The organism is Lutibacter sp., assembly GCF_041562875.1.
Taxonomy (GTDB): Bacteria; Bacteroidota; Bacteroidia; order Flavobacteriales; family Flavobacteriaceae; genus Lutibacter.
In genome coordinates this window covers 1-12256 of record NZ_JBFFOE010000027.1, presented here as the reverse complement: position 1 = coordinate 12256, position 12256 = coordinate 1, and the positions used below count along the sequence as shown (strand labels likewise).

Below are 12256 nucleotides of genomic sequence, written 5' to 3'. Positions count from 1 at the left end.
TTGTTATTCCTCTAATCTAACGTCTAATCCAAGACCTTTAAGCTCGTGCATTAAAACGTTAAATGATTCTGGTAATCCTGGTTCTGGCATAGGATCACCTTTTACAATAGCCTCATAGGTTTTAGCTCTACCTAAAACATCATCAGATTTTACTGTTAAGATTTCTCTTAAAGTACTTGATGCACCATATGCTTCAAGTGCCCAAACTTCCATCTCTCCAAAACGCTGACCTCCAAATTGTGCTTTACCCCCAAGTGGTTGTTGCGTAATTAATGAGTAAGGACCTATTGAACGTGCGTGCATTTTATCATCAATCATATGACCTAATTTAATCATATAAATAACTCCAACTGTTGCCTTTTGATCAAATCGCATTCCTGTTCCACCATCATATAAGTAGGTATGTCCAAATTGTGGTACGCCTGCTTCCTCTGTTATTTCATTAATCTGATCAATAGTTGCTCCATCAAAAATTGGTGTTGCATACTTTTTATCTAATTTTTGACCAGCCCATCCAAGAACTGTTTCATAAATTTGTCCAATATTCATACGTGAAGGTACACCTAGTGGATTTAAAACAATATCAACCGGAGTTCCGTCTTCTAAAAATGGCATATCTTCTTGACGAACAATACGAGCAACAATACCTTTGTTACCGTGACGTCCTGCCATTTTATCACCTACTTTTAATTTACGTTTTTTAGCAATATAAACTTTCGCTAATTTTAAAATTCCTGCTGGCAATTCATCTCCAACTGAAACTGTAAATTTCTCACGACGTAAACTTCCTTGTAAATCATTTACTTTAATTTTGTAATTGTGGATTAATTCAACTACTAATGTATTTGTATGACTATCAGTTGTCCAAACTCCTTGAGTTAAATAAGCAAAATCAGGAACTGAATTCAGCATTTTTAAGGTAAACTTTTTACCTTTTTGAAGAATTTCTTCACCCAAATCATTTAAAACTCCTTGTGAAGTTTTACCACTAATTAGTGTAAATAGTTTATCAGTTAAAACCGTACGTAAATCTTCAAACTTAGCAGTATATTTACTTTCTAAATTCGCAATACTAACTTTGTCTTGCGCTCTTTTAGATTTATCTTTTACTGCTCGTTCAAATAACTTTTTATCAATAACTACCCCTCTTAAAGATGGAGAAGCTTTCAAAGAAGCATCTTTTACATCACCTGCTTTATCACCAAAAATAGCTCTTAGTAATTTTTCTTCAGGTGTTGGATCTGATTCTCCTTTTGGTGTAATTTTACCAATTAAAATATCACCAGGTTTTACTTCAGCTCCAATACGGATCATTCCATTTTCATCTAAATCTTTAGTAGCTTCTTCAGAAACATTTGGAATATCGTTTGTTAATTCTTCTGCACCTAATTTAGTGTCTCTTACATCCATTGAATATTCATCAATATGGATAGAAGTAAAAATATCTTCTTTTACAACTCTTTCAGAAATTACAATTGCATCCTCAAAGTTATACCCTTTCCAAGGCATAAAGGCTACTTTCATATTTCTTCCTAAAGCCAATTCACCTTTTTGGGTTGCATAACCTTCACAAAGCACTTGTCCTTCTTCAACTCTATCCCCTTTTTTAACAATTGGTTTAAGGTTAATAGAAGTTCCTTGATTGGTTTTTCTAAACTTAATTAAGTTATATGTTTTACTATCACTGTCGAAGCTTACCATACGCTCTTCTTCAGTTTTATCATACTTAATTTCTATGGTATCTGCATCAACATATTCAACTACACCAGGTCCTTCAGCATTCATTAAAATACGTGAATCTTTTGCAACTCTACGCTCTAAACCAGTACCAACAATTGGGGATTCTGGTTTCATTAAAGGTACAGCTTGACGCATCATATTCGATCCCATCAATGCCCGGTTAGCATCATCATGTTCCAAAAATGGAATTAATGAGGCGGAAATTGAAGCAATTTGATTAGGAGCAACATCCATAAAGTTAACTTTTTCAACTTCAACTACTGGATAATCTGCTTCTTCACGTACAATTACTTTTTCAGATACAAATCTACCTGATTCATCTAAAGGAAGATTTGATTGCGCAAATTTCATCCCTTCTTCTTCTTCAGCACTTAAATATCTAGGTTCATCAGTAATATTTACATTACCACCTAAAACTTCTCTATAAGGAGTTTCTATAAACCCTAAATTGTTAACTTTTGCAAAAACAGCCAAAGATGAAATTAAACCAATATTTGGTCCCTCAGGAGTTTCTATTGGACATAAACGCCCATAATGAGTATAGTGAACATCTCGAACCTCAAAACCAGCTCTTTCTCTAGATAAACCTCCAGGTCCTAATGCTGATAATCTTCTTTTATGTGTAAGCTCGGCTAATGGATTTGTTTGATCCATAAATTGAGATAACTGGTTTGTACCAAAGAAAGAATTTATCACTGATGATAAAGTCTTAGCATTAATCAAATCAATTGGAGTAAATACTTCATTATCACGAACATTCATACGCTCACGAATCGTACGTGCCATACGAGATAGACCAACACCAAATTGACTAGCTAATTGCTCACCAACTGTACGTACACGACGGTTAGATAAATGGTCAATATCATCAACTTCTGCTTTAGAATTTACTAATTTTATTAAGTTTTTAATAATAGTAATAATATCTAATTTAGTTAAAACTTTTTGGTCTATACTTTCATTTAAGTTTAACTTTTTATTCATTCTATAACGACCAACTTCACCTAAATTGTAACGTTGTTCAGAGAAGAATAATTTATCAATAATACCTTTTGCCGTTTCAAAATCTGGCGGTTCAGCATTACGTAATTGTCTGTAAATATGTTCAACAGCCTCCTTCTCAGAGTTTGTTGGATCTTTTTGCAAAGTATTATGAATGATTGCATAATCACCCATTTCATTATCTTCTTTATGAAGTAAAATGCTTTTTGCTCCAGACTCAATTATTTCATCAATTTGTTCTTTTTCTAAAATTGTATCTCTATCTAAAACTATTTCATTTCTTTCAATAGAAACTACTTCTCCAGTATCTTCATCTACAAAATCTTCAAACCACGTTTTTAATACACGTGCAGCCAATTTTTTTCCTAAAACTTTTTTCAGACCGCTTTTTGAAACTTTAACCTCTTCTGCAAGATCAAAAATTTCAAGAATATCTTTATCTCTTTCATAACCAATTGCTCTAAACAAAGTAGTTACAGGTAATTTTTTCTTTCTATCAATATAAGCATACATTACTTGATTGATATCTGTTGCAAACTCAATCCAAGAACCTTTAAAAGGAATTACTCTTGCTGAATATAATTTTGTTCCGTTTGCGTGGAATGACTGTCCGAAGAATACTCCTGGTGAACGATGTAGTTGAGAAACAACAACTCTCTCAGCCCCGTTGATACAAAAAGTACCACTATGAGTCATATAAGGTATAGTACCTAGATATACATCTTGAACTATGGTTTCAAAATCTTCATGCTCAGGATCTGTACAGTACAATTTTAAACGTGCTTTTAAAGGCACACAATAAGTTAAACCTCTTTCAATACATTCTTGAATGGAATATCTTGGTGGATCAACAAAGTAGTCTATAAACTCTAATACAAAATTGTTTCGAGTATCTGAAATAGGGAAGTTGTCAAGGAAGGTTTTATATAATCCTTCGGTACTTCGTTCGTCAGCTTTTGTTTTTAATTGGAAAAAATCTTGAAACGATTTTACTTGAATATCTAGAAAATCTGGATATTCCATTACCAATTTCGCTGATGCAAAGTTTATTCTTTCGGTGAATTGTTTAGTGGCCAATGGACAAAACTTTAAGTTAAAAAAACTATTAAATTATAAGAACGAATATATACGCAAAATGGTTTAGGTCTAAGGATTACCCCAAGACCTAAACCTTAAATTGTTTTAGATGTTAAAGCTTACTTAAGCTCAACTTCTGCTCCTGCTTCTTCTAATGCCGCTTTTAATCCTTCAGCTTCATCTTTAGTTATACCCTCTTTAATAGGTGCTGGTGCGCTATCTACAATTTCTTTAGACTCTTTCAATCCTAAACCAGTTAGTTCTTTAACTAATTTAACAACTGCTAATTTAGATTGACCTGCTGCTTTTAAAATTACTGTAAATTCAGTTTGCTCTGCTTCTGCTTCAACGTCTCCGCTTGCTGCTGGACCTGCTGCTGCTGCTGCTGCTGCTGGTACAATACCGTATTCGTCTTTTAAAATATTAGCTAACTCATTTACTTCTTTAACTGTTAAGTTAACAAGTTGTTCTGCGAAATCTTTTAAATCTGCCATTTCTCTTTGTTTAAATTTTATTATTTAGTTTATTAGTGCACTTATTTATTTTTCTGATAAAGTTTTCAGAATTCCTGATAATTTATTACCTCCAGATTGTAATGCTGAAATAACATTTTTAGCTGGTGATTGTAATATTGTAATAATATCTCCTATTAGCTCTTCTTTAGATTTAATGCTTACTAATGAATCTAATTGGTCATCACCAACATAGATTGATTGTTCAACATAAGCTCCTTTTAATAGAGGTAATTTAGATTTCTTACGAAATTCTTTAATTAATTTAGCAGGAGCATTCCCTATATCTGAAAACATCAAAGATGTATTTCCTTTTAATACAGATGGTAATTCTCCAAAATCTTTATCAGATTTTTCCATTGCTTTTTCAAGCAGTGTGTTTTTAACAACAGCCAGTCTTATATTTGCTTTAAAACAAGCTCTACGTAAATTAGATGTTTCTAAAGCATTTAATCCTGAGATGTCAGCTAGATATATAATATTACCTTCAGTTAACTGTGTTGTTAAAGCTTCTATTACTTGTGATTTTTCTTCTCTCGTCATAATTACTAAGTTTTAACTTTAATTATACTGATTTAGGTTCAACGTTTACACCAGGACTCATTGTACTTGATAAGTAAATACTTTTAACGTATGTACCTTTAGATGCCGTAGGTTTTAATTTCAATAAAGTATGAATTAATTCTATAGCATTATCTGTAATTTTGTCAGCTTCAAATGATGCTTTACCAATAGCGGCATGAACAATACCTGTTTTGTCAACTTTAAAGTCAATCTTACCAGCTTTTACTTCTGTAACCGCTTTTGCAACATCCATAGTTACAGTACCAGTTTTTGGGTTAGGCATTAAACCTCTTGGTCCTAAAATACGACCTAAAGGACCTAATTTACCCATTATACTAGGCATAGTAATTATAACATCTACATCTGTCCAACCATCTTTAATCTTTTGAAGATATTCATCTAATCCAACATAATCAGCACCTGCTTCTTTAGCTTCTGCTTCTTTATCAGGTGTTACTAATGCTAAAACTTTAACATCTCTACCAGTTCCATGAGGTAATGTTACCACTCCTCTAACCATTTGATTTGCCTTACGAGGGTCTACTCCTAATCTAACAGCTAACTCAATAGATGCATCAAAATTTACAGAAGTAATTTCTTTTACTAAAGCTGAAGCATCTTTCAACGAATAAGATTGATTTTTATCAACCTTACCATACGCTACTTTTTGCTTTTTAGTTAATTTTGCCATTTTTAATAACTGTTTTATTGTTTAATTGGAGCTTTTCCACTTACTTTAATACCCATTGAACGTGCTGTCCCTGCCATCATTAACGTAGCAGATTCAATAGTAAATGCATTTAAATCTACCATTTTATCTTCAGCAATAGTTTTCAATTGATCCCAAGAAACTGTAGCTACTTTTTGTCTGTTAGGTTCTGGTGAACCTTTCTTTACTTTAGCTGCTTCTAAAATTTGCACAGCTGCTGGTGGAGTTTTAACAACAAACTCAAAAGATTTATCTTTATACACAGTAATTGCTACTGGTAAAATTTTACCTGGTTTGTCCTGAGTTCTAGCATTAAATTGCTTACAGAACTCCATAATATTAACTCCGGCAGCTCCTAAAGCAGGTCCAACTGGTGGTGACGGATTTGCCGCTCCTCCTTTTACTTGTAATTTTACAACCTTAAATACTTCTTTTGCCATTTTTTAATCTTAAATTAGAAATTATACATTCATTGGAAGCGAATCTATAACATCACAAATTACTGTAACAATTATGAAATTTTATCTACTTGCATATAGCTCAATTCTAATGGTGTTTTTCTTCCAAAAATCTTAACCATTACTTCAAGTTTACGCTTTTCTTCATTTATTTTTTCAATAGTACCATCAAAACCATTAAATGGACCATCAATTACTTTTACTGTTTCACCAATAACATAAGGTATAGCTACATTATCATTTTGAACTGATAACTCATCAACTTTACCAAGCATACGATTTATTTCAGATTTTCTCATAGGAACAGGATCACCTCCTTTAACTTCCCCTAAAAATCCAATTACACCAGTTATTGATTTAATAACATGTGGTAACTCACCACTCAAATTAGCCTCAATCATTATATAGCCTGGAAAATAAACACGTTCTTTATGTATTTTTTTTCCATTACGTATTTGAATAACTTTTTCTGTAGGCACTAATACTCTATCAACATAATCAGTCATTCCTAAACGAGCAATCTCATTTTCAATATAAGTTTTTACTTTATTCTCTTGCCCTCCTATAGCTCTAACTACGTACCATTTTTTAACAGAATCAGTCATATTAAATCTTAGTAATTAAAATAATTTAAAATATTCTCCTAAACCTGCTTGAAATACTTTATCTACAAGAAATACTGCCAAAGCAAATAATATTGTAAAAATAGCTACAACAACAGTAGATTTTTGAGCTTCTTCCCATGAAATCCAAGATACTTTATTGCGTAACTCTTCAAATGAGTCTTTTATATAATTAACTAAATTCATTTCTTTATATTATTTTGCACGGGTGGAGAGACTCGAACTCCCGACACCTGGTTTTGGAGACCAGTGCTCTACCAACTGAGCTACACCCGTATTTACCACATTATTAACACATTAAGGTGCTTTATAAAACAAAAGCACCTTTAGTGTTAACTATATTAATTAAGGTATAACAACTCTATAATAATTCTGTTACTTGACCTGCACCTACTGTTCTACCTCCTTCACGGATTGCAAAACGTAAACCTACATTTAATGCAATTGCTTGGTGTAATTCAACAGTAATAGTAAGGTTATCACCTGGCATTACCATTTCAACTCCTTCAGGTAATTGAATAGTACCTGTTACATCAGTTGTACGTACGTAAAACTGTGGACGGTAGTTATTATGGAATGGCGTGTGACGACCACCTTCTTCTTTTTTAAGGATATAAACCTCAGCTTTAAAATGTGCGTGAGGAGTTACAGATTTAGGTTTACAAATTACCATACCTCTTTTGATATCTTCTTTTGCAATACCTCTTAATAAGATTCCTACGTTATCTCCAGCTTCACCTCTATCTAATATTTTACGGAACATTTCAACACCTGTTACTACAGAAGTTAATTTTTCAGCTCCCATACCAATAATCTCTACTGCATCACCAGTATTAGCAACACCTGTTTCAATACGACCAGTTGCTACAGTACCACGACCTGTAATTGAGAATACATCTTCAATAGGCATTAAAAATGGTTTATCAACATCACGAGTTGGTAATTCAATCCATGAATCAACAGCATCCATTAATTCCATTATTTTTTCCACCCATTTAGGCTCCATATTCAATCCACCTAAAGCAGAACCTTGAATAACAGGAGTATTATCACCATCATAATCATAAAATGATAATAAATCTCTAATTTCCATTTCTACTAATTCTAATAGTTCTTCATCATCAACCATATCCACTTTATTCATGAATACAACTAATCTAGGAATACCTACCTGACGACCTAATAAGATATGCTCTCTTGTTTGAGGCATAGGACCATCTGTTGCAGCAACAACGATAATTGCACCATCCATTTGAGCAGCACCAGTTACCATGTTCTTTACGTAATCCGCGTGACCTGGACAGTCAACGTGAGCGTAATGACGATTAGCAGTTGCATATTCTACGTGAGCAGTATTAATTGTAATACCTCTTTCTTTTTCTTCAGGAGCATTATCAATCTGGTCGAAGTTTTTTACTTCACAAAAACCTTTTTCGTGCAATACCATAGTAATTGCAGCAGTTAAGGTTGTTTTACCGTGGTCAACGTGCCCAATAGTACCAATGTTTAAATGTGGTTTGGAGCGATCAAAATGTTCTTTTGCCATGATTATTTAATTTTTAAATCTTAGTTATATATAGTGTTAAATTCAATTCTATTTTATTTATACTTGAGCCAATGATGGGAATTGAACCCATGACCTCTTCCTTACCAAGGAAACGCTCTACCCCTGAGCTACACCGGCCAAAAAATGAGCGAGAGACCGGGCTCGAACCGGCGACAGTCAGCTTGGAAGGCTGAAGCTCTACCAACTGAGCTACTCTCGCAATTTTATTTCATTTTCTCTTTAATTTATATTGCTATAAATTAAATGTGGTGAGAGAAGGATTCGAACCTTCGAAGCTTGCGCAGCAGATTTACAGTCTGCCCTCGTTGGCCACTTGAGTATCTCACCATTCTTTTCAAAGACCTGAGCCGATAGAGGGACTCGAACCCACGACCTGCTGATTACAAATCAGCTGCTCTAGCCAGCTGAGCTACATCGGCTTTTTACTCCATAAAAGAAGTCCGCTATTTCTAACGGACTGCAAATGTATTAAAGTTTTAAATTTAAACAAAACTTTTCTAATTATTTTTTTAATTTATTTTATCCTTATTTTTTCCTTCTCTTTTGTTAACTTTATTTTCAGTGAATCAACGGCTAACATAACACCTTCTTCAAAGGTTTTAGATTGCTTTTTAACTACTAATTCATTCCCTGGAATATTTAATTTAATATCAACAAATTTATTTTCTTTATCACTTGTCTGTTGAACCTTTAAAAACACTTCCGTATCAACTATCTTATCGTAATATTTATCTAAACTATTTAATTTTTTTTCAATAAAATCAATAAGACTTGCATCGGCATTAAAATTAACTGACTGTACATTTATTTTCATCATAAATTAGTTTTTTTGGCTCCTTGGGTGAGCTTGGTTATATACTTCCTTTAATTTACCCAAACTACTATGGGTATAAATCTGTGTTGATGCTAAACTAGAATGCCCAAGCAATTCTTTAACTGAGTTTAAATCAGCACCTTCATTCAATAGATGTGTTGCAAAAGAATGTCTAATAATATGAGGACTCTTTTTTACTTTTGTTGACACTTTACTAAAATATATATTTATTACCCGATACACAAGTGTATCGTACATTATTTTTCCTTTTTTTGTAATAAATAAGTAGGATAAATTAGTACTAATTTCGTTTCTAACTTCAATATAGTTTATTAAGGTTTTTTGGACTGACTTTAATAACGGAATATATCGTTCTTTATTTCTTTTTCCCAACACTTTAACAATCTCATTTGCGAAATCTAAATCAATAATTTTTATATTTATTAATTCGCTTCTTCGCATACCTGTTGAATACAATAATTCAACTATTAATTTATTTCGAATTGATTCAAAATTAACCTCTTCATCTAATAAGTTAAGTGCATTTATTATTTCTTTTTCTGAAAAGGGCAGCTGAACTTGTTTAGCAACCTTTAAAACTTTGTGTTTATTTAAAGGATTACTTTCAATTTCTTTTGTTTTTTGAAGAAATTTATAAAAAGATTTTAAGGAAGAAACTTTTCTGTTAATTGATCGGTTTGAAATACCTGCTTCAACTAAGCTAACAATCCAATTTCTAATTTGAGCATAATTAACTTCAACAATACATTGGTTGTCATATTCTTTATTACAAAAAGTTTGGAATGCATTTAAATCATTTAGATAAGCTGTAGTGGTGTGCTTAGAATATTTTTTTTCTAGCGCTAAATAATTTAAAAAAGAATGTATAGGCATAAAAAAACCGTTAGTATACAAATTTACGAATTGTTATTTGTAATTACTAACGGTTTATTTGTTTTGGCTAAAAATTAACCTTGCTCTTCTGCTGTTCTTAATTTCTGAACATACTGAGCTTTTATATTTTGCGCACGGTTTACAACTGAAGGTTTATCAAATTGTTTACGGCTACGTAGGTTCTTCATTGTTTTTGTACGGTCAAATTTTCTTTTGTAACGTTTTAACGCTCTATCTATATTCTCTCCGTCTTTAACTGGTATAATTAACATATTTTGGCACCTCCTTTCAAACTTGTTCCTTTTTTATTTAGGACTGCAAATATATAACTATTTATTTTATTGAGTATCTTTAAAATAAAAAAATCTTATTAAAATTCCTCTTAATAAAATTTTATAAATAATATTTCGTTTACAGTCTATTTAGACTGCTTATATTCTTTCTTATCAATTACTATTTTAGCTATAATTTCTCTTAATATTTCTGAAGTCCCTCCTCCAATAGGTCCTAAACGACTATCTCTTAACAGCCTTGCCATTGGATAATCTTCCATATAACCATAACCACCTAACAACTGTAAACATTCATTTATAACAGTATCTGCAATTTTAGTTGACAATAATTTAGACATACTAGCTTCTTTCACTATATATTGTCCTTCGTTTAATCTTTTTGCAATAGAATAATTAAACTCTTTACACATTTCAACCTCACTTGCCAAATCAGCTACTTTATGCCTTAAAGCCTGAAATTTATTTAGAGTTTTCCCAAAAGCCTGTCTTTCAGACATATATTGTAATGCGTATTCTAAAGCATATTCTGCTCTAGCATGCGCATTAATACCCATCACTAAACGTTCTAAAGCAAAACGACTCATAATATATGAAAATCCTTTTCCTTCCTCTCCCATTAAATTATCCGCAGGAATTACCACATTATCAAAAGCAATTTCAGCTGTATCAGAGGCTTTCCACCCCAGTTTATTTAACTTAGTTGCTGAAACCCCTAATGTATCTCTATCTATAATAAAAATACTCATTCCTTTATCCCTAGATGTTGTATCAGTTTTTGCTGCTACTACTAAATAATCAGAATAAACACCATTGGTAATAAATGTTTTTGAACCATTAATTACATAAGTATCTCCTTTTTTAACAGCTGTTGTTCTCATCCCTGCAACATCTGATCCTCCAAATGGCTCGGTAATGCATAAACAACCAATTTTCTCTCCATGAATACTTGGAGTTAGGTATGCTGTTTTTATTCTTTCACTTCCTTCTTTTTCAACATGTGACATTGCTAAATATGCATGTGCCCACATAGCTGCAGCAAAACCTCCAGAATTAATTTTCTGAAGTTCTTCTAGAAATATAACTGTATAAAAAAAATCTAATTGCAATCCACCATATTCTTCAGGAGAATTTAAACCAAAGTAACCCATTTCCCCAAATTTCTTCCAGATAAAACGTTCAATAGTTCCTGTTTCTTCCCATTTATCAATGTGAGGAACTACTTCTTTTTGTAAAAAATCTTGAAAACTTTGTCTAAATGCGTTATGTTCTTCTGTAAAATACATACTATTCATTATGGGAAGTAGCTTTAAATTATTATAATTATTTAGCTTCCAAATATAGGACTATTCTGTCGAATTTTTCTACAGGAAAATCTGCAATTTTTTTCAACTCTTCAATCTCTTGAATTTCAGCAACTTCATCTCTATAATTGACTATTTTTTTGGTAAGTTCATAATCAATATAAACAATGGAAAGTAGTTGTTTAAAAGTTGCTTCATTAATATTTAACTTTTCTATTCTTGGTTTTTCCATTACGTCAAAGTATAGCAGTAATTTATTAACTAACTCTTTATCTAAATTCCAAACTTCATACAATTGGCTATTAAAAGAAAATCCCTGTAATTTAGTTCTGTATTCTATAATTCTATTGGATAATTTTTCTCCTATTCCATTTACAATTCTTAAATCTGAAGCTTGAACCAAATTTATATCTTGTTTTATAATTACTTTATTAACAGTATTTATAAATTCCTTTTTATAATTGGAATTGGATTTTTTAGAAGTTACCCATTCTGGAAATTTAAAATATGGGCTAATTGCATTTAGTATAGAATCATTAACATTTGTAATTTTTTGAAATTGTTCTATAGAATTAATATAATTTCCGCTTTTTCGGAAACTATTTAGTTTATCAATTTCTTGAATTGACATTCCTAATTGATATCCTTTATAGTCTGTAATAAAATTTGGATTGAATGGATATATTTTTAAAGTTTTATTTT

Annotated in this window: 13 protein-coding genes and 5 tRNA genes; all 18 read right to left on the bottom strand. The window is 31.8% G+C overall.

From position 1 onward, the window contains the following. Nucleotides 1–3 precede the first annotated feature (3 nt). Nucleotides 4–3819 carry a DNA-directed RNA polymerase subunit beta gene (gene rpoB / locus ABY863_RS05845; protein ID WP_372793324.1) on the bottom strand — a complete coding sequence of 1272 codons (3816 nt, stop codon included), beginning with the start codon at nt 3817–3819 and terminating at the stop codon, nt 4–6. Between the two features lie 119 nt (nt 3820–3938). Beyond that, nucleotides 3939–4313 (bottom strand): 50S ribosomal protein L7/L12, encoded by a 375-nt coding sequence (gene rplL / locus ABY863_RS05840; RefSeq protein WP_372793323.1) that lies wholly within the window; start codon nt 4311–4313, stop codon nt 3939–3941. A 45-nt stretch (nt 4314–4358) separates the two neighbouring features. Beyond that, a complete protein-coding gene (gene rplJ / locus ABY863_RS05835; protein ID WP_372793322.1) occupies nt 4359–4874 on the bottom strand; it encodes a 50S ribosomal protein L10 in 516 nt (171 codons plus the stop codon). 22 nt (nt 4875–4896) lie between these two features. Continuing rightward, entirely contained in the window at nt 4897–5586 is a 690-nt protein-coding gene (gene rplA / locus ABY863_RS05830; protein WP_372793321.1) for a 50S ribosomal protein L1, read from the bottom strand. A gap of 14 nt (nt 5587–5600) precedes the next feature. Then, entirely contained in the window at nt 5601–6044 is a 444-nt protein-coding gene (gene rplK / locus ABY863_RS05825) for a 50S ribosomal protein L11 (protein WP_372793320.1), read from the bottom strand. Between the two features lie 71 nt (nt 6045–6115). After that, on the bottom strand, nt 6116–6667 hold the full coding sequence (gene nusG / locus ABY863_RS05820; RefSeq protein WP_372793319.1) for a transcription termination/antitermination protein NusG: 552 nt from the start codon (nt 6665–6667) through the stop codon (nt 6116–6118). Between the two features lie 15 nt (nt 6668–6682). Further along, on the bottom strand, nt 6683–6871 hold the full coding sequence (secE, locus tag ABY863_RS05815; protein WP_372793318.1) for a preprotein translocase subunit SecE: 189 nt from the start codon (nt 6869–6871) through the stop codon (nt 6683–6685). Nucleotides 6872–6888: 17 nt separating this feature from the next. Next, a tRNA-Trp gene (locus tag ABY863_RS05810) sits at nt 6889–6961 on the bottom strand. An 85-nt stretch (nt 6962–7046) separates the two neighbouring features. After that, entirely contained in the window at nt 7047–8231 is a 1185-nt protein-coding gene (gene tuf / locus ABY863_RS05805; protein WP_372793317.1) for an elongation factor Tu, read from the bottom strand. Nucleotides 8232–8297: 66 nt separating this feature from the next. After that, nucleotides 8298–8369, bottom strand: a tRNA-Thr gene (locus ABY863_RS05800). A 9-nt stretch (nt 8370–8378) separates the two neighbouring features. After that, a tRNA-Gly gene (locus tag ABY863_RS05795) sits at nt 8379–8451 on the bottom strand. Between the two features lie 47 nt (nt 8452–8498). After that, nucleotides 8499–8579, bottom strand: a tRNA-Tyr gene (locus ABY863_RS05790). An 18-nt stretch (nt 8580–8597) separates the two neighbouring features. Then, a tRNA-Thr gene (locus ABY863_RS05785) sits at nt 8598–8671 on the bottom strand. Between the two features lie 95 nt (nt 8672–8766). Next, entirely contained in the window at nt 8767–9066 is a 300-nt protein-coding gene (hpf, locus tag ABY863_RS05780; protein WP_372793338.1) for a ribosome hibernation-promoting factor, HPF/YfiA family, read from the bottom strand. A gap of 6 nt (nt 9067–9072) precedes the next feature. Next, nucleotides 9073–9960, bottom strand: coding sequence for a tyrosine-type recombinase/integrase (locus ABY863_RS05775; RefSeq protein ID WP_372793316.1), 888 nt, complete (start codon nt 9958–9960; stop codon nt 9073–9075). A 74-nt stretch (nt 9961–10034) separates the two neighbouring features. Beyond that, entirely contained in the window at nt 10035–10232 is a 198-nt protein-coding gene (rpsU, locus tag ABY863_RS05770) for a 30S ribosomal protein S21 (protein WP_299527151.1), read from the bottom strand. A 146-nt stretch (nt 10233–10378) separates the two neighbouring features. After that, on the bottom strand, nt 10379–11545 hold the full coding sequence (locus tag ABY863_RS05765) for an acyl-CoA dehydrogenase family protein (protein WP_372793315.1): 1167 nt from the start codon (nt 11543–11545) through the stop codon (nt 10379–10381). A gap of 28 nt (nt 11546–11573) precedes the next feature. Then, a partial coding sequence (locus ABY863_RS05760) for a ComEA family DNA-binding protein (RefSeq protein ID WP_372793314.1) occupies nt 11574–12256 on the bottom strand: 683 nt, incomplete at its 5' end.

Bases quoted from the DNA above. Each gene is read 5' to 3' on its own strand.
- rplL (WP_372793323.1), bottom strand. From the start codon at position 4,313: ATGGCAGATTTAAAAGATTTCGCAGAACAACTTGTTAACTTAACAGTT.
- rplJ (WP_372793322.1), bottom strand. From the start codon at position 4,874: ATGACGAGAGAAGAAAAATCACAAGTAATAGAAGCTTTAACAACACAG.
- rplA (WP_372793321.1), bottom strand. From the start codon at position 5,586: ATGGCAAAATTAACTAAAAAGCAAAAAGTAGCGTATGGTAAGGTTGAT.
- rplK (WP_372793320.1), bottom strand. From the start codon at position 6,044: ATGGCAAAAGAAGTATTTAAGGTTGTAAAATTACAAGTAAAAGGAGGA.
- nusG (WP_372793319.1), bottom strand. From the start codon at position 6,667: ATGACTGATTCTGTTAAAAAATGGTACGTAGTTAGAGCTATAGGAGGG.
- secE (WP_372793318.1), bottom strand. From the start codon at position 6,871: ATGAATTTAGTTAATTATATAAAAGACTCATTTGAAGAGTTACGCAAT.
- tuf (WP_372793317.1), bottom strand. From the start codon at position 8,231: ATGGCAAAAGAACATTTTGATCGCTCCAAACCACATTTAAACATTGGT.
- hpf (WP_372793338.1), bottom strand. From the start codon at position 9,066: ATGAAAATAAATGTACAGTCAGTTAATTTTAATGCCGATGCAAGTCTT.
- ABY863_RS05775 (WP_372793316.1), bottom strand. From the start codon at position 9,960: ATGCCTATACATTCTTTTTTAAATTATTTAGCGCTAGAAAAAAAATAT.
- rpsU (WP_299527151.1), bottom strand. From the start codon at position 10,232: ATGTTAATTATACCAGTTAAAGACGGAGAGAATATAGATAGAGCGTTA.
- ABY863_RS05765 (WP_372793315.1), bottom strand. From the start codon at position 11,545: ATGAATAGTATGTATTTTACAGAAGAACATAACGCATTTAGACAAAGT.